The organism is Klebsiella sp. JN_Kp122 (assembly GCF_040062085.1).
Lineage (GTDB): Bacteria > Pseudomonadota > Gammaproteobacteria > Enterobacterales > Enterobacteriaceae > Klebsiella > Klebsiella aerogenes.
In genome coordinates this window covers 23,710-47,442 of sequence record NZ_JBEAHW010000035.1, presented here as the reverse complement: position 1 = coordinate 47,442, position 23,733 = coordinate 23,710, and the positions used below count along the sequence as shown (strand labels likewise).

General features: G+C 56.7%; 20 protein-coding genes. 12 read left to right on the top strand and 8 right to left on the bottom strand.

The genetic code is table 11. The features are described 5' to 3' along the window. Nucleotides 1–67: 67 nt before the first annotated feature. The gene (locus ABLU78_RS14260) at nucleotides 68–1,297 is read right to left on the bottom strand and encodes an amino acid permease (RefSeq protein ID WP_015369902.1); all 1,230 of its coding nucleotides are present in this window, start codon (nucleotides 1,295–1,297) and stop codon (nucleotides 68–70) included. A 139-nt stretch (nucleotides 1,298–1,436) separates the two neighbouring features. Next, the gene (locus ABLU78_RS14255; protein WP_020078027.1) at nucleotides 1,437–1,898 is read right to left on the bottom strand and encodes a multidrug/biocide efflux PACE transporter; all 462 of its coding nucleotides are present in this window, start codon (nucleotides 1,896–1,898) and stop codon (nucleotides 1,437–1,439) included. A 102-nt stretch (nucleotides 1,899–2,000) separates the two neighbouring features. Here ABLU78_RS14255 and ABLU78_RS14250 point away from each other — a divergent pair, with 102 nt between their 5' ends. From ABLU78_RS14250 to ABLU78_RS14235, 4 genes are all read left to right on the top strand, one after another. After that, the gene (locus ABLU78_RS14250; protein WP_015369904.1) at nucleotides 2,001–2,876 is read left to right on the top strand and encodes a LysR family transcriptional regulator; all 876 of its coding nucleotides are present in this window, start codon (nucleotides 2,001–2,003) and stop codon (nucleotides 2,874–2,876) included. 111 nt (nucleotides 2,877–2,987) lie between these two features. Next, nucleotides 2,988–4,166 carry an acetyl-CoA C-acetyltransferase gene (locus ABLU78_RS14245; protein ID WP_015369905.1) on the top strand — a complete coding sequence of 393 codons (1,179 nt, stop codon included), beginning with the start codon at nucleotides 2,988–2,990 and terminating at the stop codon, nucleotides 4,164–4,166. A 366-nt stretch (nucleotides 4,167–4,532) separates the two neighbouring features. Then, the gene (gene kduD, locus ABLU78_RS14240; protein WP_015703339.1) at nucleotides 4,533–5,294 is read left to right on the top strand and encodes a 2-dehydro-3-deoxy-D-gluconate 5-dehydrogenase KduD; all 762 of its coding nucleotides are present in this window, start codon (nucleotides 4,533–4,535) and stop codon (nucleotides 5,292–5,294) included. Nucleotides 5,295–5,588: 294 nt separating this feature from the next. Further along, entirely contained in the window at nucleotides 5,589–7,007 is a 1,419-nt protein-coding gene (locus ABLU78_RS14235) for a sugar porter family MFS transporter (protein ID WP_045363496.1), read from the top strand. Here ABLU78_RS14235 and ABLU78_RS14230 read toward each other — a convergent pair whose 3' ends face one another. Next, nucleotides 7,008–8,003, bottom strand: coding sequence for a LacI family DNA-binding transcriptional regulator (locus tag ABLU78_RS14230; RefSeq protein WP_015369909.1), 996 nt, complete (start codon nucleotides 8,001–8,003; stop codon nucleotides 7,008–7,010). It lies immediately after the preceding gene. Between the two features lie 223 nt (nucleotides 8,004–8,226). Between ABLU78_RS14230 and ABLU78_RS14225 the strand changes: the two genes are divergently transcribed. From ABLU78_RS14225 to ABLU78_RS14210, 4 genes are all read left to right on the top strand, one after another. Continuing rightward, a complete protein-coding gene (locus ABLU78_RS14225; RefSeq protein ID WP_015369910.1) occupies nucleotides 8,227–9,468 on the top strand; it encodes an MFS transporter in 1,242 nt (413 codons plus the stop codon). Between the two features lie 18 nt (nucleotides 9,469–9,486). After that, entirely contained in the window at nucleotides 9,487–10,917 is a 1,431-nt protein-coding gene (locus ABLU78_RS14220) for a glycoside hydrolase family 32 protein (RefSeq protein ID WP_048229795.1), read from the top strand. Between the two features lie 109 nt (nucleotides 10,918–11,026). Beyond that, entirely contained in the window at nucleotides 11,027–12,382 is a 1,356-nt protein-coding gene (locus ABLU78_RS14215) for a carbohydrate porin (RefSeq protein ID WP_048229402.1), read from the top strand. 79 nt (nucleotides 12,383–12,461) lie between these two features. Then, nucleotides 12,462–13,154, top strand: a complete 693-nt coding sequence (locus tag ABLU78_RS14210) for an aspartate/glutamate racemase (protein ID WP_032709052.1) — start codon at nucleotides 12,462–12,464, stop codon at nucleotides 13,152–13,154. Here ABLU78_RS14210 and ABLU78_RS14205 read toward each other — a convergent pair. Next, nucleotides 13,141–14,067: a LysR family transcriptional regulator gene (locus tag ABLU78_RS14205; protein ID WP_015703333.1), complete on the bottom strand. Its 927-nt coding sequence runs from the start codon at nucleotides 14,065–14,067 to the stop codon at nucleotides 13,141–13,143. The genes ABLU78_RS14210 and ABLU78_RS14205 overlap by 14 nt on opposite strands. A gap of 136 nt (nucleotides 14,068–14,203) precedes the next feature. Between ABLU78_RS14205 and lysA the strand changes: the two genes are divergently transcribed. Beyond that, entirely contained in the window at nucleotides 14,204–15,466 is a 1,263-nt protein-coding gene (lysA, locus tag ABLU78_RS14200; RefSeq protein WP_048229400.1) for a diaminopimelate decarboxylase, read from the top strand. Here lysA and ABLU78_RS14195 read toward each other — a convergent pair. Then, nucleotides 15,459–16,460 carry a LacI family DNA-binding transcriptional regulator gene (locus ABLU78_RS14195; RefSeq protein ID WP_161798777.1) on the bottom strand — a complete coding sequence of 334 codons (1,002 nt, stop codon included), beginning with the start codon at nucleotides 16,458–16,460 and terminating at the stop codon, nucleotides 15,459–15,461. The genes lysA and ABLU78_RS14195 overlap by 8 nt on opposite strands. A 196-nt stretch (nucleotides 16,461–16,656) precedes the next feature. On the opposite strand from ABLU78_RS14195, the gene ABLU78_RS14190 reads away from it, so the two are divergent. After that, nucleotides 16,657–17,136, top strand: coding sequence for a GNAT family N-acetyltransferase (locus tag ABLU78_RS14190; RefSeq protein ID WP_015703332.1), 480 nt, complete (start codon nucleotides 16,657–16,659; stop codon nucleotides 17,134–17,136). On the opposite strand, the gene galR is transcribed toward ABLU78_RS14190, so the two are convergent. Further along, entirely contained in the window at nucleotides 17,097–18,113 is a 1,017-nt protein-coding gene (gene galR / locus ABLU78_RS14185) for an HTH-type transcriptional regulator GalR (protein WP_015703331.1), read from the bottom strand. The two genes, ABLU78_RS14190 and galR, sit on opposite strands and share 40 nt — an antisense overlap. A gap of 620 nt (nucleotides 18,114–18,733) precedes the next feature. Here galR and aas point away from each other — a divergent pair. Both aas and lplT read left to right on the top strand, forming a co-directional pair. Beyond that, entirely contained in the window at nucleotides 18,734–20,893 is a 2,160-nt protein-coding gene (aas, locus tag ABLU78_RS14180) for a bifunctional acyl-ACP--phospholipid O-acyltransferase/long-chain-fatty-acid--ACP ligase (RefSeq protein WP_015703330.1), read from the top strand. Next, nucleotides 20,886–22,079 (top strand): lysophospholipid transporter LplT, encoded by a 1,194-nt coding sequence (lplT, locus tag ABLU78_RS14175; RefSeq protein ID WP_048229398.1) that lies wholly within the window; start codon nucleotides 20,886–20,888, stop codon nucleotides 22,077–22,079. The genes aas and lplT overlap by 8 nt, the downstream gene beginning before the upstream one ends. An 85-nt stretch (nucleotides 22,080–22,164) precedes the next feature. Here the strand turns inward: lplT and ABLU78_RS14170 are convergent, their stop codons facing one another. Continuing rightward, nucleotides 22,165–23,205: an NADP(H)-dependent aldo-keto reductase gene (locus tag ABLU78_RS14170; RefSeq protein ID WP_048229396.1), complete on the bottom strand. Its 1,041-nt coding sequence runs from the start codon at nucleotides 23,203–23,205 to the stop codon at nucleotides 22,165–22,167. Nucleotides 23,206–23,456: 251 nt separating this feature from the next. Continuing rightward, nucleotides 23,457–23,675, bottom strand: coding sequence for a YgdI/YgdR family lipoprotein (locus tag ABLU78_RS14165; protein ID WP_004867116.1), 219 nt, complete (start codon nucleotides 23,673–23,675; stop codon nucleotides 23,457–23,459). Nucleotides 23,676–23,733: the final 58 nt, after the last annotated feature.

Sequence of the window (23,733 nt, the reverse complement as noted above, 5' to 3'; positions counted from 1 at the left end):
GAGAAGCGATGGGCGAGAATGTTGGCAGAACGTGCGGCGACGCTGAAGGCGTCGCCGCGAGAGCGATTTAACTGAAGAACATCACCGAGACGCAGAGCAGGCCGACGATTAAGGTAATGAGATTACCCAGCGAACGGTAGGGCTTGAGCGCCGGAATGATATACGTCGACAACGTCGGCATGATGAACAGAATCATGGCGATAAGCGGGCCGCTGATGGCGTAAATCATCGAGATGGCGTTCGGATTGATAAAGCAGACGATAAAGGTCAGCGCCGAGACCAGCATAATCGACATGGCGCGGTTAAAGGCGCGGCTCTTACGAATGCCGAGCTGGCCGAGCGAGGTTTTAACGATTTCGCTGGCGCCTTCAATCACCCCAAAATAGGTGCCGAGGAACGATTTCGACATCGCGACCACCGCGACGATAATGCCGGTCACTGCAAGCCAGCCTGGCGCGCCCGGCGCCATGGAGAGCGCAGAGAGTATCGTCACCCCTTCATTACGCGCGGCTTCGATGTACGGCAGCGGAATGGACAGCAGGCAACTGAAGACAAAAAACAGCACGCTGGCGCAGATGATGGTGTAGGCCACCTTCATGATTTTTTTGCATTTACCCATGGCCAGCTCACCATATTTCTCCTGCTGATCGATAGCGAAGGTCGAAATAATCGGCGTATGGCTAAAAGCGAAAACCATCACGGGAATCGAGATCCAGATTTGGTGCCAGGTCTTTGCGTTCAGCTGCATCTGACTGGTGAGGTGTTCCGGTTGCCAGCTGCCAATCAGGTAGATGGAGAGGAACAGGAAACAGCCAATCAGCGGGAAGACGAGGAATCCCATCACTTTGATGGTCATATGACGCCCCATCAGGAAGATCAGATTCAGTACCAGCACCACGGCGAGGCTCAGCAGAGCGCGTACGCCAGGAGTCATCGCCACGTGTCTCGCCAGTTGTTCAGCCAGCGAATTAGTGATTGCCACGGCGTAGATCAGGATCACTACGAAGAAGGCGAGAAAGTACAGGCTGGTGATCAGATTGCCGACTTTTTTGCCGTAGTAATGATTGACCGCGCCGGTGATCCCTTCACCGGCCGCCACTTTGGCCGACAGGATGAATTGACACAGCGCTTTGTGCGGCCAGTAGGTTAACGGCCAGGCAACCAAAGCGGTAAGGAACAGCACGATGGCGCCGGCCGAACCGAGTTGAATCGGCAGGAATAGGGTGCCGGCGCCTACGGCAGTGCCATATAGAGCAAAACTCCATAGAGTTTCTTCTTTAGACCAAATTTTAGACATTATGCGAATTTATCAACCGTATAACCCAAAAAAAGGAGTGCAATTTACCACATTTATGAATCGTTTGCGGTGATAGTTTTCGGCGATAAATAAACCTGCGGATCGCCAAAGGGTTAGGCGATCCGCGCGATCGAGAACGTTAACTATTCGGCAGACTCTGCGGCTGACGATACTTCAGGACGCGCACGCGCAGCGTATCCCACGCCCAGTTAAAGAACATGGTGTAGGGCAGGAAGAACAGCATAAAGCCGATTTCCAGCATAAATGCCTGCACCAGCGACACGCCAAGCACCAGCGCGACGACGGTGACGCCGATGATGATAAAGCCGCACTCAAAGCCGATGGCGTGCAGCGCGCGCACCCGCAGCGTACGCGCCAGGCGTGAAACCGGCCACAGACGGTCGAAGGCGGCGTTATAGATCAGGTTCCAGACCATCGCCATGGTGGCGAGCAGAATGCTCAAGCCGCCCATTTCGACCACCGATCGTTGCATTAGCCAGGCGGCGGTGGGGGCCAGAATTAACGTGGCGAGACCTTCAAAGCTCACCGCGTGGAGTACGCGTTCCAGCAGTGTCTTACGCTGCAGGTGATTGGTTTTCATTTTTGGATACCTCTTGTCAGTTCTGTCATCCAGATTTACCCGGAATTTTATGGAAAAATGTGATAAACAAAAGATAGATTCCATCGATAAAGTAGATAGTTTATGCACTATTCTCCCGAAGCTCTCACCGCCTTTGTAGAAGCCGCCGCCAGCGGTTCGTTCTCTGCCGCCGCCCGGCGGATGCGTAAAAGCCAGTCCACCATCAGTACCGCGATTTCGAATCTTGAAACCGACCTGGGGTTGACTCTCTTCGATCGTTCCACTCGCCAGCCGACGCTAACCGCGCAGGGCGAGCAGGTGCTGGGCTATGTGAAAGCGATACTGGCCGCTAGTTCGCGGCTGGATGAGCTCGCCAGTTCGTTATCCGGCAATACCGAACCGCGGCTGACCTTCGTCTTGTCGGATACCCTGCACCCGGATGTACTGGAGGATTTGCTGGAACAGTTCGATCGGCGTTTTCCGCATACCGAGTTTGAATGCCTGATTGGCGAAGATGAAGACGTGGTAGATCTGCTGCAAAAAGAGCGCGCTCAGGTGGGGCTTATCGAAGCCAGGGACAGCTATCCGATGGAGATCGGCAGCATGCGCCTGCCGTTGCAAACGGCGATGGGGATTTATGTTGCGCCGGGGCATCCGCTGGCCGGTCAGGGGCGGGTTTTCTGGGATGATCTGCACGGCTGGCGTGAACTGCGGCTTAGCACTTATCTTGAGAGCGCGCCGGATCCTTCGCGCGGCCAGGTATGGTCGGCGCCCAACTATTTGCTGCTGCTGAGTATGGCGGTGCAGGGCTTTGGCTGGTGCATTTTGCCCTGCGCGCTGGTGGAAGAGTTCGCCGGTAGCGGCAAGCTTAAAGCGTTGAATATCGCCGGCTGGCCGCGGTCGATCTCGGTGGATCTACTATGGAACAAGCGTACGCCGCTGGGGGAAGCGGGCAGTTGGCTGCGCCAACACCTTGAAGGACAAGGCCGCGAGTCGTGACGGCGAACTTTGTGAACCGCCTCACTTTTTTTAAACAATTGCGAAATTTTTTGATAACAATTCTCTACTATAACGGCATCTATTGATGGTTCTTTGCGCAGAAGGTAAAGGATGAAAGATGTCGTGATCGTCGGCGCGTTGCGTACGCCTATCGGCTGTTTTCAGGGAACGCTGGCGCGTCACTCGGCGGTGGAATTGGGCAGCGTGGTGGTGAAGGCGTTAGTCGAGCGGAGCGGAATCGATCCGCAGTGCATTGATGAAGTGATCCTCGGTCAGGTGTTGACCGCGGGCACCGGGCAGAATCCGGCGCGTCAGTCGGCGATCCGTGGCGGGCTGCCGAATACCGTTTCGGCGATCACCATCAACGACGTTTGCGGCTCCGGGCTGAAAGCGCTGCACCTGGCGACCCAGGCCATCCAATGCGGCGAAGCGGATGTAGTGATCGCCGGCGGCCAGGAAAACATGAGCCGCGCGCCGCATGTGCTTACCGACAGCCGAACCGGCGCGCAGCTGGGCAATAGCCAGCTTATCGACAGCCTGGTGCATGATGGGCTGTGGGACGCTTTCAATGACTACCATATGGGCGTAACGGCGGAAAATCTGGCGCGGGAGTATGGGATCAGCCGTGAACTACAGGACGCCTGGGCGCTTAGCTCGCAGCAAAAAGCGCGGCGGGCGATAGACTCCGGGCGGTTTCGCGATGAAATCGTGCCGGTCGCCACCGAGCATAACGGCAGTCAACGGCTGGTGGATACCGACGAGCAGCCGCGGATGGATGCCAGCGCTGAAGGGTTAGCCAGCCTGATGCCCACCTTCGACCAGCTTGGGTCGGTGACCGCGGGTAATGCATCGAGTATTAACGATGGCGCGGCGGCGGTAATGATGATGAGCGAATCAAAGGCCCAGGAGCTGGGGCTGCCGATTCTGGCGCGCATTCGCGCCTTCGCCAGCGTCGGCGTCGATCCGGCGCTAATGGGTATCGCGCCGGTACATGCCACCCGGCGCTGCCTTGAGCGCGCGGGCTGGCAGCTGGATGAGGTTGACTTAATCGAAGCTAATGAAGCTTTTGCCGCCCAGGCGATCTCCGTTGGCAGAGTGCTGGAGTGGGATGAACGGCGGGTTAACGTTAACGGCGGGGCTATCGCCCTGGGCCATCCGATTGGCGCGTCCGGTTGCCGTATTCTGGTGTCGCTGGTACATGAAATGATCAAGCGCGATGCGCGTAAAGGGCTCGCGACGCTGTGTATCGGCGGCGGTCAGGGCGTTGCGCTGGCGGTGGAGCGCGCATAATACGATCTCGCGCCGTCTTCGGCGCGATGTCCAACTTCCTCGCCGATCTTCTTTTCTTCGTTTTTCTCTCTGATTTTCTCTCTTCGCGGTTATTTTTCAAAGATAACCTAAATCACTGTATTTATAGCTTTTGTACAGGTCACCAGTTCCTGGCGATGTGATCTGTTTTGCGTTTTTATCATTTTTAACCATAAAAAATGAAACGTTGTTTTAATTGTCGTTGAAAATGATTTTTCAGCGGTCTACTATGTGACCATCAGCAAAACGGAACTCTGTTTTATTTTTATGATGGGGATGTTCCAGGAGTTCTTCTTAACCTCAGAACCTTGCCTGTGGTGAGCAGGCCGTGAAAGAAAGGAACCAGATATGATTCTTGATGCATTCTCTCTTCAGGGGAAAGTCGCGGTAGTGACCGGCTGCGACACCGGTTTAGGCCAGGGCATGGCGGTTGGGCTGGCGGAAGCGGGCTGCGATATCGTCGGTATTAATATCGTTGAGCCGACGGAAACCATCGAGCGCGTTACCGCGCTGGGGCGTCGTTTTTTGAGCCTCACCGCCGACCTGCGGCAGATAGATGGTATTCCGCAGTTGCTTGAGCGCGCGGTGGCGGAATTTGGCCACATCGATATTCTGGTCAATAACGCGGGGCTAATCCGCCGTCAGGATGCTATCGAATTCAGCGAGAAGGACTGGGATGACGTGATGAACCTGAACATCAAAAGCGTCTTTTTCATGTCTCAGGCCGCGGCGAAGCACTTCATCGCTCAGGGTAACGGCGGCAAGATCATCAATATTGCCTCCATGCTGTCGTTCCAGGGCGGGATCCGCGTGCCGTCCTACACCGCCTCGAAAAGTGGCGTCATGGGCGTAACTCGCCTGCTGGCCAATGAATGGGCAAAGCATAATATCAATGTTAACGCCATTGCCCCCGGCTACATGGCAACTAACAATACCCAGCAGTTACGCGCCGATGAACAGCGCAGCGCGGAAATTCTCGACCGTATCCCGGCCGGCCGCTGGGGCCTGCCGAGCGATTTAATGGGGCCGGTGGTATTTCTCGCCTCCAGCGCATCCGATTACATCAACGGCTACACCGTGGCGGTAGATGGCGGTTGGCTGGCGCGCTAACAGACATAGTCAAACAACCCGCCAACCTGCGGGTTGTTTTCTGAACAATGATCGTCCATATCATGAGGTTTAAATAATCCATACTCGTTAGTAATGGAAAATAAAATACTCGCCATTCATCAGGGTTGTTTTGACGATCGGACAGCATTTTTTGCATAAGATAAAGTTTAATGTCCATCACAAAAACAATGCTGCCAGCCGTTTTATCCATATCTTCGCCATCTCCCGCCTGACACCTTAGCCCTGCGATCCCGTACTTTCACTGCACGCATACTCTGTTGAGGCAGGAAAAAAATGACTTCATTGACCACCGATCCGGGTTTACTCCCCAATGCGCAGCGCAACACCCGGCGCATGAACCAGTTTGTCTCCATTGCCGCCGCGGTGGCGGGTTTGTTATTCGGCCTTGATATCGGCGTGATTGCCGGGGCGCTACCTTTCATCACCGATCATTTCGTTTTATCCAGCCGTCTGCAGGAGTGGGTGGTCAGCAGTATGATGCTTGGCGCGGCGATTGGCGCGCTGTTCAACGGCTGGCTCTCTTTCCGTCTTGGCCGTAAATACAGTTTGATGGTTGGCGCGGTGCTATTTGTGGCGGGCTCTATCGGCTCGGCATTCGCCACCAGCGTCGAGATGCTGCTGGCGGCGCGTATTGTCCTTGGCGTCGCCGTCGGTATCGCCTCTTATACCGCGCCGCTCTATCTTTCTGAAATGGCAAGCGAAAACGTTCGCGGCAAGATGATCAGCATGTATCAGTTGATGGTCACACTTGGCATCGTGCTGGCCTTCTTATCCGATACCGCCTTCAGCTACAGCGGCAACTGGCGGGCGATGCTTGGCGTGCTGGCGCTGCCGGCGGTATTGCTGATTATCCTGGTGGTGTTCCTGCCTAACAGTCCGCGCTGGCTGGCGGAAAAAGGCCGCCATATCGAGGCCGAAGAAGTGCTGCGCATGCTGCGCGATACCTCGGAAAAGGCGCGCGATGAGCTGAATGAAATCCGCGAAAGCCTGAAGCTCAAGCAGGGCGGCTGGGCGCTGTTCAAAGTGAACCGCAACGTGCGTCGGGCGGTATTCCTTGGCATGTTATTGCAGGCGATGCAGCAGTTTACCGGCATGAATATCATCATGTATTACGCGCCGCGGATCTTCAAAATAGCCGGCTTTACCACCACCGAGCAGCAGATGATCGCCACGCTGGTGGTCGGCCTGACCTTCATGTTCGCCACCTTTATCGCGGTGTTTACCGTTGATAAGGCCGGGCGTAAACCGGCATTGAAAATCGGCTTTAGCGTGATGGCGTTGGGCACCCTGGTGCTGGGCTACTGCCTGATGCAGTTTGATAACGGTACCGCCGGCAGCGGCCTCTCCTGGCTATCGGTGGGAATGACCATGATGTGTATTGCCGGATACGCGATGAGCGCCGCGCCGGTGGTGTGGATCCTCTGTTCTGAGATCCAGCCGCTAAAATGCCGCGACTTCGGCATCACCTGTTCGACCACCACCAACTGGGTGTCGAACATGATTATTGGCGCGACCTTCCTGACGCTGCTGGACGCGATTGGCGCGGCAGGCACGTTCTGGCTTTATACCGCGCTGAACGTGGCGTTTATCGGCGTGACCTTCTGGCTGATCCCGGAAACCAAAAACGTGACGCTTGAACATATCGAACGCAAGCTGATGTCCGGGGAAAAGCTGCGTAACATCGGCAACTGATCACACGGATTCGCGCGGCAGCCACGGGCTGGGAACCTTAATGGTATCCCGATGGCTGTCGCCGTTAATAATATGCAGGGCGCTCAGGCGGCCAATTTCATAATGCGGTAACTGCACCGTTGACAGCGGCGGCAGGAACAGATCGCCAATCCCCACCATGTTGTCATAACCCACCACCGCCACATCTTCAGGGATTCGCAAGCCCTGCGCCAGCAACGTCTGGTAGACCATAAAAGCGATGCGATCGTTACCGCACACTACGGAATCAAACCGCGGTTTACCTTGATCAATATGGGCCAGCAACTGGCCGGGAATATCGCGATAGTGTTCGTCACCGTAGGTCATATAGCAGTGATCGAGCGTATCCGGATCGACCTGCGCCTCACGGCAGGCGCGTTCCATCCCCTGTCGGCGGCGTATCGTCGCCAGATGCCTGGCCGGAAGATGCAAACAGAGCGGGCGGCGATAGCCGGCGGCCAGCAGCGCTTTCACCGCGTCGTACTGGCCTTGCTCATCATCCGGAATATAGCTGGCGACGTTCTCGTTCAGGCTTTCGCAGTTGGCCAGCACGCAGGGCAGCGTCAACAATTTCGCCGGTAGCGGAACCTGGCGTAGCCCCATGGTGGTGTAAATGATGCCGTCCGGGCGGTGGGAAAGCAGCAGGTCAAGGATGGCATCTGGATTGTCATCCGAGAACATGTTAACCACAAAGCTGTTCCAGCCGTGGGCCCGCGCCGTCTCTTCGATAGAGAGCGTTATCTCTACCGAGAATGGAGTGGTCACCGTATCCAGCGCCAGCACGCCGATGGTGCTCGGCGTTGCCCGGGCGCCGCGAATTTTCTTCGCCGACAGGTCGGGGACGTAATTGGTCTGTTCGATAGCCGCCTGTACGCGGGCGAGCGTTTCCGCCTTCAGGCGCTCCGGGCTGTTCAGCGCGCGGGATACCGTCATCAGTGAGACGTTGGCTAGCTTCGCTACATCTTTCAGGGATGCCATGGTGATTACTCCGGTATACAACTAAGTCGCTGATGTAAAAGGATCATACGATAGTCTATCCCAGCCTGATGGTGAAGCATGGCGAGGAATAGTTGATCGCGATCTCATCTCCATTATGTTAACGTTAACTTTTGTGATTAACATCATGAATCGTCACAAAACCAGATGAGAGATGTTTTTTGTTAACGTTACCATTTGCGCATTACTCCAACACGAGAATGTCATGATGAAGATGCATCACTCTCACAGCTACCCCTTACTCAGTGCCTTACTGTTTTTCTTTTTTGTTACCTGGTCTTCTTCCGGCTCGCTGCTTTCCATCTGGCTACATCAGGAAGTGGGGCTGAAAGCTGGGGATACCGGCATTATCTACGCGGTGCTGTCGGTCTCGGCGCTATTCGCCCAGATTTGCTACGGCTTTATCCAGGATAAACTGGGGCTGCGCAAAAATTTACTCTGGTATATCACCGTCTTACTGATCCTTTCCGGCCCGGCCTATCTGCTGTTTGGCTATCTGCTGAAAATCAACGTGCTGCTTGGCAGTATTTTTGGCGGCATCTATATCGGCCTGACCTTTAACGGCGGCATTGGCGTGCTGGAGTCCTATACCGAGCGCGTAGCGCGGCAAAGCCAGTTTGAATTCGGCAAAGCGCGGATGTGGGGATCGCTGGGCTGGGCGGTGGCGACCTTTTTCGCCGGGCTGCTGTTCAACATTAACCCACAGCTGAACTTCGCCGTCGCCAGCTGTTCTGGTCTGGTTTTCTTCATGCTGCTGGCGCGGCTTAAGGTCTCTTCAGCGCCGCACGCCATGCAGGAGGCGGTCAGTGGCGGTAAAGTCACGCTGGAAGACGCGCTGCGCCTGCTGACGCTGCCGCGCTTTTGGGCGCTGGTGTTTTTCGTCGTTGGCACCTGTATTTACGGCGTTTACGACCAGCAGTTCCCGGTCTACTTCTCCTCGCAGTTCGCCACGCTCCATGAAGGGAACGCCATGTATGGCTATCTCAACTCCTTCCAGGTGTTCCTCGAAGCGGCGGGAATGTTCTGCGCCCCGTGGCTGGTCAATCGCATCGGCGCGAAAAACGGCCTGATCTTCGCCGGTATGGTGATGGCGATGCGCATGGTGGCCTCCGGGCTGGTGGAAGGCCCTGTTCTGATCTCGATTACGAAACTGCTGCACGCCGTGGAATTGCCGGTGCTGCTGGTGTCCATCTTCAAATACAACAGCCTGAACTTTGATAAACGCCTTTCTTCCACCCTGTACCTGGTTGGTTTCGCCTGCACCAGTTCGGTCATCGCCACCGTACTGTCGCCGCTGGCGGGCTATAGCTACGAAAAATACGGCTTCGCCGACTCCTATTTGATCATGGGACTGCTGGTGTTCTGCACCACCTTCATCTCCATCTTCCTGCTGCGATCCAATAAGCCCTCTTCGGATTCGCTCATGTCGCAGCCATCCACTATCTGACTGAAAAGAGAAATGAATATGATCTATTCCATTAGTAACGCGGAGCGGGAACTGCAGGCGAAAAGCGTGGATCTCAACCCGCGCTGGTATCCGCGTTATCACCTGGCGGGCCGTGCCGGTTGGATCAACGACCCCAACGGGCTGGTATGGTTCGACGGCTGGTACCACGCGTTTTATCAGCACCACCCGTATTCAAACCAGTGGGGGCCGATGCACTGGGGACATGCGCGCAGCAAGGACCTTGTGCAGTGGGAACACCTGCCGGTGGCGCTGGCGCCGGAAGGGCCGGAAGATAAAGACGGCTGCTTCTCCGGCTCGGCGGTGGTTGATGGCGATACGCTGGCGCTCATCTACACCGGCCATAAATTTCATGGCGATCCCGCGGATGAAAATAACCTGTACCAGGTGCAGTGCCTGGCGACCAGCCGCGACGGCATCCATTTTGAGCGCCAGGGGATGGTTATCGATACCCCGCCGGGGATGCACCATTTTCGCGACCCGAAAGTATGGCGTGAAGGTGAAAGCTGGTACATGGTGGTCGGCGCGCGGGTAGACGACGTCGGCCAGGTGCGGTTGTACCGTTCTGACGACCTGCGCCACTGGCAGGACGCCGGTATTCTTGCCCAGGCCGAAGCGGGGATGGGCTACATGTGGGAGTGCCCGGATTTCTTTGAACTCGATGGCAAGCGGGTGCTGATGTTCTCGCCGCAGGGGATGGCCGCGGACGGCTTTGCCCGGCGCAATTTATTCCAGAGCGGCTATCTGCTGGGGGACTGGCAGCCGGGGCAACCTTTTGTCCGCGAAGAGGCGTTTGTCGAACTCGACAGCGGTCACGATTTCTATGCGCCGCAAAGCTTCCTCACCCCCGATGGCCGACGAATTGTGATCGGCTGGCTGGATATGTGGGAGTCGCCGCTGCCGGAGCAGCAGGACGGTTGGGCCGGCATGCTGTCGCTGCCGCGTGAGTTAAGCCTCGGCGCTGATAATCGGCTGTTGATGCGCCCGGCAAAAGAGGTGGAAGTCCTGCGCCGCGACTGGTTCCCGTGGCCGGTCAGTTCGTTGAAGAATCAGCAGCTGACGATGGTAGAGCATTGTGAAACCATGGAGGTCAATCTGCATTGGGATATGGCCAATAGCTGCGCCGAGCAATACGGTTTGAGCTTTGGCGAAGGGCTGAAGGTATATGTCGACAATCAGATGCAGCGTCTGGTGCTGGAGCGTCGCTATCCGCAATATGGTTTGTGCGGCACCCGCAGCGTTCCGTTACCAGCCGGTTCGGCGCTGAAGCTGCGGCTATTTTTCGATAGCTCATCCGTTGAGGTTTTCGTTAATGACGGCGAAGCCTGCCTCAGCAGCCGTATTTATCCTGATGCCAAGCGCCGGGAATTAGCTTTATTTTCCTGGAGTGGTAGTGCGGCATTAATTGATGGCGGAGCATGGAACCTCTAATTAAATAATCATTAACCTGAATAACCCGTAAGCAAACGCTGGCGGGTTATTTAATATTCACCAAAATAATAAAACAATACCTTTAATATATAATAAGCAGGGTCTAACGATGAATAAAATCTGGGTTGGATGTCTTATCTCGTCTTTATTTATTCCCGCCGCCGGCGCGCAGCAAACGCTTTCGCTTGAGGAGCGTCTGGCGCAGATGGAGCAGCGCTTAAAAGCCACCGAGCAGCGGGCGCAAAACGCCGAGGCGGAAATCCGCGAACTGAAGCAACAGGAGCGCGCGACGGCTAAAAGCAGCGCGCCTGCGCCCGCGACGGTTGCCGCGCCCGCGCTGGCGGTGAATAAAGATGTCGATTTAAAATTTTACGGTGATGTTGAATTTAATATGGATGGCGCCAGCCGAACCGGCAGCCTGACCTCGGTAAAAACCAGCACGAATAAGAACTGGGCGCCGGGGGATAAAGAGCGCTGGGATATTAATGGGCGTATTTTGTTAGGGTTTGATGGCTTACGCAAAGGCGCTAATGGTAAATATTCCGGCTTTAGCGTACAACCGCTGGCGGATATGACCGGGAAAATGAATCTTGATGATGCCGTATTTTTCTTTGGTCAGGAAAATGACTGGAAAATAAAAATCGGGCGCTTTGAAGCTTACGATATGTTCCCGCTGAATCAGGATACGTTTATTGAATATTCTGGTAATACCGCCAACGATCTCTATAGCGACGGTTACGGTTATATCTACATGATGAAAGAGGGGCGCGGGCGTAGCAGCAGCGGCGGTAATTTCCTGCTGAGCAAATACCTCGATAACTGGTACTTTGAGCTCAACACGCTGGTGGAAGACGGTAGCTCGCTGTTTGTCGATCAAAACTACCACGGCAACGCGCTCGAAAATCATAAAAACGTGGTCTATGTGCGGCCGGTGGCGGCCTGGCAGTCCGGACCGTGGTCAGTGGCGGCGGCGGTTGAGAGTAATCTGGTGAACAATGCCTATGGCTATCAAAACCAGAACGGACGCTGGGTCGATCAGTCCAGCCGTACCGGCTACGGCCTGACCATGAGCTGGAATACGCTGAAAACCGATGCCGAGGATGGCATGGTGGTGAATCTCAGCACCGCTTATCTGGACGCGGCGGATGAAGAGGATTTCAGCGCCGGTATCAACGCGCTGTGGCATCGCGTCGAGCTGGGATATATCTACGCGCACAACAAAATCGACCAGTTCAACATGGCGGGGGTCAGCGGCGAGTGCGATGGCGACTGCGCGATTCTGACGCCGGGCCGCTATGACATCCACACGATCCATGCCTCCTGGCAACTGCCGAATATCATGGATATGCCGAACTTTAATATTTATCTCGGCGCCTATGCCTCATGGCTGGATTCGTCAGCCCAGCAGAGCGGGAACGAAGACGAACGCTACGGCGCGCGCGTGCGCTTTAAATATTTCTTCTGATGGGGTCGCCGCCCAACAGCAACAGTGGAAAGTTATCGGCAGGTTTGCTTCACTGGAGCAAACCATAAAGGAGCAGATAATGAAAACCATCGGCCTGCTGGGCGGCATGAGCTGGGAATCCACCATTCCCTATTACCGGTTAATCAATGAAGGCATTAAAGCGCGGCTCGGCGGCCTGCATTCCGCCAGCCTGTTGCTTCATAGCGTTGATTTTCATGAGATTGAAGCCTGCCAGTCGGCAGGGGAATGGGATCGCGCCGGCGAGATCCTCGCCGCGGCCGCGCTGGGGCTACAGCAGGCCGGCGCCGAGGGCATCGTGCTGTGCACCAACACCATGCATAAGGTGGCTGATGCGATTGAAGCCCGCTGCGAGGTGCCGTTCCTGCATATCGCTGACGCCACCGGGCGGGCTATCAGCGCTAAAGGCCAGCGTCGGGTCGCGCTATTGGGCACCCGCTACACCATGGAGCAGGATTTTTATCGCGGCCGTCTACAGCAGCAGTTTGCCATTGAGACGCTGATCCCGCAGGCCGAAGATCGGGCGCGCATCAATCAGATTATCTTTGATGAGCTCTGCCTCGGCACCTTTAGCGACGCCTCGCGCGACTATTATCTGCAGGTCATCAAGGCGCTGGCGGCGCAGGGGGCGCAAGGCGTTATCTTCGGCTGCACCGAAATCGGCCTGCTGGTACCGGAAACGAGTAGTCCGCTGCCGGTATTTGATACCGCGGCGATCCATGCCGCCGACGCGGTGGAATTTATGCTCTCTTAAGTACCGCCGCCAGCGGCTGTTCGATACGCGGCAGGCTGGTTTGCAGATGCTGGACAAAGGCGTCGACCAGCGCGGAACCGGGGCGATGTAGTGGGCGGATGAGGCTGACGGTAAAGGGCACATCGACGCTGAAGCGCCGCACCACCACGCCGCTCTCAGCGTAGTCGAGGGCGGTGAGCGGGTTAACCACCGAAATGCCCGCACCAGCGCGCACCAGCGCGCAGATCGACGCCGCGCTGTGGGTTTCAACCACCATCCGTCGTTTCACCTGGTGCTCCATAAACAGCGCATCAAGCAGCTGACGATAGCTGTCGGTGCGCGACAGGCTGATATAGTTTTCACCGTGGAAGTCGGCGGGGGTGAGTTCGGTTTTAACGGCCAGCGGGTGATTTTGTGGCAGCACGCAGACTTCATTTAAGGTCAGCAGCGGCGTGCGCTCGGTGCCGGCCGGCGTATGCAGCGTTTCCGTTAACCCCAAATCATGGCGCTGGGCGGACAGCCACTCCTCCAGCAGCGGCGACTCCTGCGGCACGATCTGCAGGCTGACGTCCGGATAGCGCGCCAGGAACGGCTGCAGCAGCAGCGGCAGAAATGACTGCGAAAAGACCGGCAGGCAGGCTACCGACAGCTCTCCCTGGCGGAATTCGCGCAGGCTCTCCGCGGCGCTAACGATGCGATCCAACCCGTACCACGAGCGCTGTACTTCTTCAAACAGTCGCAGCCCCTGCACCGTCGGCTGCAGACGGCCGCGGGCGCGCTCAAACAGCTTTAAGCCCAGCACTTTCTCAAAACGTGCCAGTTCACGGCTGACCGTCGGCTGCGAGGTATGCAGCATCCGCGCCGCTTCGGTTAGGTTGCCGGTGGTCATCACCGCGTGGAAAATCTCAATATGGCGTAAGTTGACGGCAGGCATGGGCGGCTCCCGGTTAGCATCAGATAGCCATATCATTTTTGCATAGACTCTCGATAAAACGATATTTTTTATTCTCTTCCCGCTGTGGCGTAATCGGAAAAAACATCGACAAACACACGTACGCACCGGAGTCCTTATGCCACGCTCGCTGAACGCCACCGATACCGATCTGACCGCCGACAATCTACTGCGCCTGCCCGCTGAGTTCGGCTGCCCGGTATGGGTCTATGACGCGCAGATTATCCGCCGCCAGATTGCCCAACTTAGCCAGTTTGACGTGGTGCGTTTTGCGCAGAAGGCCTGCTCCAATATTCATATTCTGCATCTGATGCGCGAGCAGGGCGTGAAGGTGGATTCGGTGTCGCTTGGCGAGATCGAACGCGCGCTGGCGGCAGGTTACGATCCCGTGCAGCATCCGGACGATATCGTCTTTACCGCCGATCTGATCGATCGTGCGACCCTTGAGCGGGTGAAAGCATTACAGATCCCAGTGAATGCCGGATCCGTGGATATGCTTAGCCAACTGGGCGAAGTCTCGCCGGGTCACCGCGTCTGGCTACGCGTCAACCCGGGATTTGGTCATGGCCACAGCCAGAAGACCAACACCGGCGGCGAAAACAGCAAACACGGTATCTGGTTCAGCCAGCTGCCGCAGGCGCTGGAGGTGATTCGCCGCCATTCGCTGCAGCTGGTCGGCATCCATATGCATATCGGCTCCGGCGTTGATTACGGTCATCTTGAGCAAGTATGCGGCGCGATGGTGCGCCAGGTGGTGGAGTTTGGTCAGGATCTGCAGGCGATCTCCGCCGGCGGCGGTTTATCGATCCCGTATCATGAAGGCGAAGAGGCGATCGATACCGATCACTACTTTGGCCTGTGGAATGCGGCGCGCGAGCAGATCGCCAAACATCTGGGGCATCCGGTGAAGCTGGAGATTGAACCGGGGCGTTTCCTGGTGGCGGAGTCCGGCGTGCTGGTATCGCAGGTGCGTAGCGTGAAAGAGATGGGCAGCCGCCACTTCGTGCTGATCGACGCCGGCTTTAACGATCTGATGCGCCCGGCCATGTACGGCAGCTATCATCATATTACCGCGCTGGCGGCGGACGGGCGCGACCTGAGCGGCGAACCGCAGCTGGAAACCGTGGTCGCGGGGCCGCTGTGCGAATCCGGCGACGTCTTTACCCAACAGGAGGGCGGTAAAGTGGAAACTCGCCTGCTGCCGGCGGTGGCGCCGGGCGATTACCTGGTGCTGCACGACACCGGCGCCTACGGCGCATCGATGTCTTCAAACTACAACAGCCGCCCGCTACTACCGGAAGTGCTGTTTGATAACGGCAGCGCGCGCCTGATTCGCCGTCGCCAGACCATTGAAGAACTGCTGGCGCTGGAGCTTATTTAAAGAATGGCCCCGTCGTCACCGATTCACGCAGTACCAGCGTACCGGTGAACGGCGGGATGGTTTCGATCGGCTGTTCGTTGGCGAGCTTAATCGCCTGGTCGATGGCGGTGGTGATCATATTGTCGATCGGCAGATAAACCGTTGATAATCCGGGCTCCAGCCACTTCGCGCTGGGGGCGTCGTCAAAGCCGAAGAGCGATACGTCCTGCGGAATGCGCAGCCCCGCCTGATGCAGCGCTTTCGAGGCGCCCAACGCCATATCATCGTTACAGGAGAACAGCGCGCTAAACGGCGTTTTCTCTTCTAATAATTCCCGACACAGCTCATAACCGCGGGTCATCGTTGAATCGCCGTACTTGACCCGCGCCGGTTCCCACGCAATTCCGTGCTTTTCCAGGGCGCTGCGGTAGCCCGCCAGGCGCGCTTTACCCGTTGGGGTATGCATCGGCACGGTCAGGCAGGCGATATCGCGGTGCCCTTGGGAGATCAGATAGTCGACGGCCTGAAACGCCGCTTCCTGCTGTTCGAAGAACACGCAGCGTTCCCGCGCCTGGCTAACGTCGCGGTTAATCACCACCAGCGGCGTTTCAATGGTCTCGATAAGCGACATGATTTTCTGTTCGCTCATATGGCGGGTGTAGAGCACGATGGCGTCACACTGACGGTCGGCCAACATTTGTACCGCTTCTTCTTCCCGTTCGGGCGCATCGTGGCCGTCGGTGACGATAAGCTGTTTGCCCCAGGCTTCCGTTTGGCGCGACGCCTGTTGCAGCAAGCGGCCAAAGTAAAAACCGTCGAATGTCGATACCACCAGTCCAATGCTGTTGCTGGTGCGATTCGCCAGCGAGCGGGCGAGAAAATTAGGCCGGTAGCCCAGCTCTTCCATCGCTTTGAATACCTGTTGGCGGGTACTCTCTTTTACCTGACCTGTGCCGTTCAACACGCGGGAAACCGTCGCTTTCGAGACGCCTGCGCGTATTGAGACATCCAGCATTGTTGCCATTCGTCGATTCCTGATAACCGGTGATAGGGCGCAGTTTACCACAGTCATTCAGAGGGATATGAGCCTGACGACGGCAAAGACTATCGCGATCACGCTTTTTGCGGAAATCCTGTTGAAGGCATTTTCCGACCCCGGATGCGCGGGCGCGAGCGGCGCGCTAGAATTCATCGATTCACAGGGGGAAAAAATGCAGATTCAACCGTTGTACGCCGCGCCGCAGCATGGGCCGCAGGTGGCGGAGTGGCTATGGCAGGCTTTTGCCGGCGATGCCTTACCGCAGGCGTTTTTTAGCAGTATTGTTGAACATAGCCAAACGCCGGGGGCGCTGCCGCTGACCTTTATCGCCACCGATGGCGAGGCGCTGCTGGGTACCGTGGGGCTGTGGCGTTGCGATTTGATAAGCCGTCAGGATCTGTTTCCATGGATGGCGGCGCTGTTTGTCGCCGAAACGGCGCGCGGGCAGGGGCTGGCCGGGAAGCTGCAGCGGCACGTCATCGACTATGCCCGCCAGTGCGGTTATCCGCAGCTTTATCTCTATTCCGCCTGCCGCGATTTTTATGAGCGCTTTGGCTGGCGCTATATCGGCGAGGGCCTGGATTACCCGGCCACCGCCGTGAGCCTGTACCGCTATGACTTGTCACTTTCCGCGGGCGTTATCACCGAGTGACGGCGCACCAGCGTCGGGCTGAAGAGGTGAGTGATTTCCGGCGCCGGACGCTGTTCTGCTAGTGCCAGGGCCAGCTCCGCCGCCTGGGTCGCCATGGTGACGATCGGATAACGTACGGTGGTCAGGCGGGGGCGCACGTAGCGCGAGATCAGCACATCATCGAAGCCAATCAGCGAAATTTCCTGCGGCACCTCGATACCGTTATCGTTGAGCACCCCCATCGCGCCGGCGGCCATTGAATCGTTGTAACAGGCGACGGCGGTAAAGTTTCTGCCGCGGCCTAATAGCTCGGTCATCGCCAGCTCGCCGCCGCTTTCGTCAGGCTCGGCGAAGGTGACCAGCCGGTCATTGACGGCCAGGCCGCTCTCCTTCAGGGCATCGTAATAACCCTGCAGCCGGTCTTCAGCATCGGAAATCGCGTGGTTGGAGCAGATATAGCCAATGCGGCTGTGGCCCTGCTGAATCAGATGGCGCGTCGCCAGCCAGGCGCCGTAGCGGTCATCGAGCGCCACGCTGCGTTGCTCGAAACCCGGCACGATGCGGTTAATCAACACCATGCCGGGGATCTGTTTCATCAGCCCCGCCAGCTCATCGTCGGGGATCATTTTGGCGTGCACCACCAGCGCCGCGCAGCGGTGACGGATTAGCTGTTCAATCGCCTGACGTTCCTTTTGCACGTTGTGGTAGCCGTTGCCGATAAGCAAAAAATTACCGGTGCTGTAGGCCACCTGCTCGACGGCTTTGACCATCGCGCCGAAGAAGGGATCGGAAACGTCGCCCACCACCAGGCCGATGGTTTCCGTTGACTGCTGCGCCAGCGCGCGGGCGTTGGCATTGGGGTGGTAGTTCAGGGTTTCCATCGCCGCCGTCACCGACTGACGAGAGGCTTCACTCGCTTTTGGCGAGTTGTTGATAACGCGTGAGACGGTAGCGACGGACACTCCTGCGAGTCGGGCTACATCCTTAATTGTCGCCATACCGGACCTTTTTTAGGGTAAGCGTTTACATAATAGTTATGTTACGGGAAAGCGCAGCGGATTCAAGGCTACCGCTATTCTGGTTGATACAAATGTGACGCAGACAGAGATTAGCAGTGACAAAGTTACACAGCACAATGCGTGGGATGCAACGGTGAAAAGAGAATTCTCATCTTTGCTTACACTTTGCGATTAGCTGTTGCGAATGTTCGCTGGTTTCGTTGAGTGATGCATTGATACTCTGACTATCCCAGAGGTATTGATAGGTGGAGTCAACGTCATGTTGACCACTTAATTACACCAACCTGCGCAGATGCGCAGGTTTTTTTTTGCCTGTTATTCATGCTGTTACAGATAGCGAGAATCGTAATACCTGGTTGCACTTAGGCTCATTCCCTTGCGTTTTCGCGCTGGCGTAATTGCAGGCAAAAACGCGACAATCAGGGTCCCAGAGGTATTGATTGGTGAGTTTCTTAAGTACGCACTTCGTACTGATTATCTTGCACCGGCCTGCGCGGATGCGCAGGTTTTTTTATTCTGAATTTTATCCCCCCACACTGCTTTTCCCCTCCTTCTCATGTAACCTGCTTGGATTACTAAATCAGCCACGCGGAGTCGTTATGCTGTTGGGATTTTTTCGATTACTGTTCAAAGGATTGTACCGGGTGCGATTGACCGGAGACACTCAGGCGCTTTATCAGGAAAAAGTATTAATAACGCCTAATCATGTCTCATTTCTCGACGGTATTTTACTGGCGCTCTTTTTGCCTGTGCGGCCGGTGTTTGCGGTCTATACCTCGATTAGCCAGCGCTGGTTTATGCGGGCGCTGACGCCGCTTATCGACTTTGTTCCGCTGGACCCCACCAAACCGATGTCAATTAAGCATCTGGTGCGCTTGATTGAGCAGGGACGCCCGGTGGTTATCTTCCCGGAAGGGCGTATTTCGGTCAGCGGTTCGCTGATGAAAATCTATGACGGCGCGGCGTTCGTGGCGGCGAAGTCGAAAGCGACCATTGTGCCGCTGCGAATTGAAGGCGCCGAACTTACGCCATTCAGCCGCCTGAAGGGGCTGGTAAAACGCCGCCTGTTCCCGCGTATTCAGCTCCATTTACTGCCGCCGACGCATCTGCCGATGCCGGAGGCGCCGCGCGCCCGCGATCGGCGAAAAATCGCTGGCGAAATGCTGCACCAGATCATGATGGAAGCGCGGATGGCGGTGCGCCCGCGTGAAACGTTATATGAGTCGCTACTGGCGGCGCAGGACCGCTTTGGCGCGCGCAAAAACTGCGTGGAAGATATTAATTTCCAGCCGGATACCTACCGTAAACTGTTGACCAAAACGCTGTTCGTCGCGCGTATTCTGGAAAAATACAGCGCGCAGGGCGAGAAAATCGGCCTGATGCTGCCTAACGCCGGTATCAGCGCGGCGGTGATTTTCGGCGCGATTGCCCGCGGGCGAATCCCGGCAATGATGAACTATACCGCCGGCGTCAAAGGACTCAGCAGCGCGATTACCGCCGCGGAAATCAAAACCATTTTTACCTCCCGTACCTTCCTCGATAAGGGCAAACTCTGGCACCTGCCTGAGCAGTTGACTCAGGTGCGCTGGGTGTTTCTGGAAGATCTGAAAGGCGATGTCACCACTGCCGACAAGCTGTGGATATTTGGTCATCTGCTGGCGCCGCGTCTGGCGCAGGTCAAGCAGCAGCCGGAAGATGCGGCGATGATCCTCTTTACCTCCGGCTCGGAGGGGAATCCAAAAGGGGTGGTGCATAGCCATAAAAGCCTGCTGGCTAACGTCGAACAGATTAAAACCATCGCCGATTTTACCGCCAACGACCGCTTTATGTCGGCGCTGCCGCTGTTCCACTCCTTCGGCCTGACGGTCGGCCTGCTGACGCCGCTATTCACCGGCGCGGAAGTATTCCTCTATCCAAGCCCGCTGCACTATCGGGTGGTGCCGGAGCTGGTTTACGATCGTAACTGTACCGTTTTGTTCGGCACCTCAACCTTCCTCGCCAACTATGCCCGCTTTGCCAACCCGTATGATTTTTATCGCCTGCGCTATGTGGTGGCAGGGGCGGAAAAACTGCAGGACAGCACCAAGCAGCTGTGGCAGGACAAATTTGGTCTGCGCATCCTTGAAGGCTACGGCGTGACCGAATGCGCGCCGGTGGTCTCCATCAACGTCCCGATGGCGGCGAAAGTCGGCACCGTCGGGCGCATTCTTCCGGGAATGGATGCCCGATTGCTGGCGATGCCGGGCATCGAACAGGGAGGCCGACTGCAGTTAAAAGGGCCTAACATCATGAAAGGCTATCTGCGGGTAGAAAACCCCGGCGTGCTGGAAGCGCCGACGGCGGAAAACCAGTACGGTGAAGTGGAGAGCGGCTGGTACGACACCGGCGATATCGTCGTCTTTGACGAACAGGGCTACGTCCGCATTCAGGGCCGCGCCAAGCGCTTCGCCAAAATCGCCGGCGAGATGGTCTCGCTGGAGATGGTCGAGCAGGTCGCTTTGGCGGTCTCGCCAGACAAAATGCACGCCACGGCCATTAAGCAGGACGCCAGCAAAGGCGAGGCGCTGGTGCTGTTTACCACCGATAATGAACTCAATCGCGAAAAGCTGTTGCGCTACGCACGTGAACATGGCGTACCGGAACTGGCGGTGCCGCGCGATATTCGTTGGCTGAAACAGCTGCCGGTACTGGGCAGCGGCAAGCCGGACTTTGTCACCCTGAAAGGCATGGTAGAAGAGGCGGAGCATTCAAATGAGTGAGTCAGTGCACACTAACGCTTCACTGTACTCGAAAGGGATGATGGCGGTGATCTGCGCCCAGTTCCTGTCGGCCTTCGGCGATAATGCGCTGCTGTTCGCCACCCTGGCGCTGATGAAACAGCTCTACTATCCGGAGTGGAGCCAGCCGGTGTTGCAGATGTTGTTTGTGGGCGCTTACATTCTCTTTGCGCCGTTTGTCGGTCAGTTTGCCGATAGCTTCGCCAAAGGCCGGGTGATGATGGTCGCTAACGGCCTGAAGCTGCTCGGCGCCGGGTGTATTTGCTTTGGCGTCAATCCGTTTATCGGTTATACGCTGGTGGGTGTTGGCGCGGCGGCCTATTCGCCGGCGAAATACGGTATTCTGGGCGAACTGACCACCGGCGATAAGTTAGTGAAGGCTAACGGACTGATGGAGTCGTCGACCATCGCGGCTATCCTGCTAGGGTCGATGGCGGGCGGCATTCTTGCGGACTGGCACGTGCTGGCGGCGCTTATCGTTTGTGCGCTGGTTTATGGCGGCGCGGTGGTCGCTAACCTGTGGATCCCGAAACTACCGGCGGCTCGTCCTGGGCAGTCGTGGAGTTTCAGGCCGATGACCCATAGCTTCTTCAGCGCCTGTACAACGCTGTGGCGTAATAGCGAAACGCGTTTCTCGTTGATGGGCACCAGCTTGTTTTGGGGCGCGGGGGTGACGCTGCGCTTCCTGCTGGTGATTTGGGTGCCCGTAGCGCTTGGGATCACCAGCAACGCGATGCCGACCTACCTCAATGCGATGGTCGCCGTCGGGATTGTGGTTGGCGCTGGCGCGGCGGCGAAGCTGGTAACGCTGGAAACCGTCTCGCGCTGTATGCCCGCCGGGATATTGATTGGCGTCGCGGTGATTGCCTTCGCGGTGCAGCAGTCGCTATTGCCAGCATTTGGCCTGCTGCTACTGCTCGGTGTGTGCGGCGGCTTCTTTATTGTGCCGCTGAACGCGCTGCTGCAGGAGCGCGGGAAACATACCGTTGGCGCAGGTAACGCCATTGCGGTACAGAACCTCGGCGAAAACGTGGCGATGCTGCTCATGCTGGGGCTGTACTCGCTGGCGGTCAGCGTTGGGATCCCGCCGGTTGGCGTGGGGATAGGGTTTGGTGCGGTCTTTGCGCTAGCCATCGCCGCATTGTGGTGGTGGGGACGGCGTAAATAACGCCCCGGAGGGGGACGGACTCACAAATGTCTGCTCTCCAGTAGCCCGGGTAAGGCGTTTACGCCGCTACCCGGGTTTTACCCTCTTAAGGCGCTGGGTAGGTATATACCTTATGCACCGCTTCAATCTCCGCTAACACCTCTTCGCTCAGCTCAAGATGCAAACTTTCGACGTTGGTCTTGAGCTGCTCCATGGTCGTGGACCCGAGCAGGGTGCTGGCGACAAACGGCTGGCGGCGCACAAAGGCCAACGCCATTTGCGCCGGATCGAGATTGTGGCGTTTGGCAATGTCCACATAAGCGGCCACCGCTTTCTGCGCCTGCTCGCCGCTGTAGCGGGTAAAGCGGCTGAATAGCGTATTGCGTGCGCCAGCCGGCTGCGCGCCGTTGAGGTACTTACCGGTTAGCGTACCGAACGCCAGGCATGAATACGCCAGCAGCTCTACGCCCTCATATTGGCTCACTTCCGCCAGCCCCACTTCGTAGCTGCGGTTAAGCAGGCTGTACGGGTTTTGAATCGTGACGATGCGCGGCAGGTCGTGCTTATCGGCCAGATGCAGATAGCGCATGACGCCAAAAGCGGTTTCGTTAGAGACGCCGATATAGCGAATTTTCCCGGCGCGCTGGAATTCGGTGAGGGCTTCCAGCGTATCGAGCAGGGTGACCACCGGCGCGGAGTCGCTCCAGGTATAGCCCAGCTTGCCGAAACAGTTGGTCTGGCGCTGTGGCCAATGTACCTGATAGAGGTCGAGATAATCGGTTTGCAGACGCTTCAGGCTGTCGTGCAGCGCGTCGCGAATGTTTTTGCGATCCAGCGCGTGGTTCGGGCGAATGCTGCTGTCGTTATTGCGCGCCGGGCCGCTGACTTTAGAGGCGATAACCAGCTTTTCGCGGTTGCCGCGTTTTGCCAGCCAGTTGCCGACGTAGGTTTCGGTCAGACCCTGGGTTTCCGGGCGCGGCGGGACAGGATACATTTCGGCGACATCAATCAGGTTAATTCCCTGACTTACGGCGTAGTCGAGCTGTTCATGAGCGTCGGCCTCGCTATTTTGTTCACCAAACGTCATTGTGCCCAGCCCCAGCGTGCTGATTTCAAGAGAACTGTGTGGGATACGGTGATACTGCATAGCCGGCTTCCTTATTTTTATCAACAAGGTCAGGAGTTTCCCGACAAAACTATCTCCCCACAAACTTCAAAGCGCTTGCAGGCTGATGGGAATAACAACATGGCAGAGGGAGAGAAAAAGAGAAAGGGAAAATATCAAAAAAGCCGGGTCTGGAGATCCTGAAGGGGGTTGCCCTGGGATATAGCAGGGGGATCCCGACTCTTTTCTGTTGCTGTGGTTGTCGGAAATTGTGCTTTTAACCGACGAAAAGCTTAACGCTTAATAATTTGTGACACGTCGTCGCGGTTGATCTGCATTTTATTGCCTTGCTGATCTTCGTAGCTTATCAAACCGGTGTCATCGTCAACCGCCGGTTTACCGTCGGTAAGAATCATACGTCCGTCTTTTGTCGCCATGACATAATCGCTGCTGCAACCGGAAACCGAGAACGCCAGTCCTACGGCGGAAATCAATACTGCCCATTTTTTCATCGTCATTACCTCACTTATGGCCGCACCTCGTACCAGTATATTAATAGCCTGATTTGTG

Coding starts and splice junctions, on each gene's coding strand:
- ABLU78_RS14260 (WP_015369902.1), bottom strand. CDS start 1,297: ATGTCTAAAATTTGGTCTAAAGAAGAAACTCTATGGAGTTTTGCTCTA.
- ABLU78_RS14255 (WP_020078027.1), bottom strand. CDS start 1,898: ATGAAAACCAATCACCTGCAGCGTAAGACACTGCTGGAACGCGTACTC.
- ABLU78_RS14250 (WP_015369904.1), top strand. CDS start 2,001: ATGCACTATTCTCCCGAAGCTCTCACCGCCTTTGTAGAAGCCGCCGCC.
- ABLU78_RS14245 (WP_015369905.1), top strand. CDS start 2,988: ATGAAAGATGTCGTGATCGTCGGCGCGTTGCGTACGCCTATCGGCTGT.
- kduD (WP_015703339.1), top strand. CDS start 4,533: ATGATTCTTGATGCATTCTCTCTTCAGGGGAAAGTCGCGGTAGTGACC.
- ABLU78_RS14235 (WP_045363496.1), top strand. CDS start 5,589: ATGACTTCATTGACCACCGATCCGGGTTTACTCCCCAATGCGCAGCGC.
- ABLU78_RS14230 (WP_015369909.1), bottom strand. CDS start 8,003: ATGGCATCCCTGAAAGATGTAGCGAAGCTAGCCAACGTCTCACTGATG.
- ABLU78_RS14225 (WP_015369910.1), top strand. CDS start 8,227: ATGATGAAGATGCATCACTCTCACAGCTACCCCTTACTCAGTGCCTTA.
- ABLU78_RS14220 (WP_048229795.1), top strand. CDS start 9,487: ATGATCTATTCCATTAGTAACGCGGAGCGGGAACTGCAGGCGAAAAGC.
- ABLU78_RS14215 (WP_048229402.1), top strand. CDS start 11,027: ATGAATAAAATCTGGGTTGGATGTCTTATCTCGTCTTTATTTATTCCC.
- ABLU78_RS14210 (WP_032709052.1), top strand. CDS start 12,462: ATGAAAACCATCGGCCTGCTGGGCGGCATGAGCTGGGAATCCACCATT.
- ABLU78_RS14205 (WP_015703333.1), bottom strand. CDS start 14,067: ATGCCTGCCGTCAACTTACGCCATATTGAGATTTTCCACGCGGTGATG.
- lysA (WP_048229400.1), top strand. CDS start 14,204: ATGCCACGCTCGCTGAACGCCACCGATACCGATCTGACCGCCGACAAT.
- ABLU78_RS14195 (WP_161798777.1), bottom strand. CDS start 16,460: ATGCTGGATGTCTCAATACGCGCAGGCGTCTCGAAAGCGACGGTTTCC.
- ABLU78_RS14190 (WP_015703332.1), top strand. CDS start 16,657: ATGCAGATTCAACCGTTGTACGCCGCGCCGCAGCATGGGCCGCAGGTG.
- galR (WP_015703331.1), bottom strand. CDS start 18,113: ATGGCGACAATTAAGGATGTAGCCCGACTCGCAGGAGTGTCCGTCGCT.
- aas (WP_015703330.1), top strand. CDS start 18,734: ATGCTGTTGGGATTTTTTCGATTACTGTTCAAAGGATTGTACCGGGTG.
- lplT (WP_048229398.1), top strand. CDS start 20,886: ATGAGTGAGTCAGTGCACACTAACGCTTCACTGTACTCGAAAGGGATG.
- ABLU78_RS14170 (WP_048229396.1), bottom strand. CDS start 23,205: ATGCAGTATCACCGTATCCCACACAGTTCTCTTGAAATCAGCACGCTG.
- ABLU78_RS14165 (WP_004867116.1), bottom strand. CDS start 23,675: ATGAAAAAATGGGCAGTATTGATTTCCGCCGTAGGACTGGCGTTCTCG.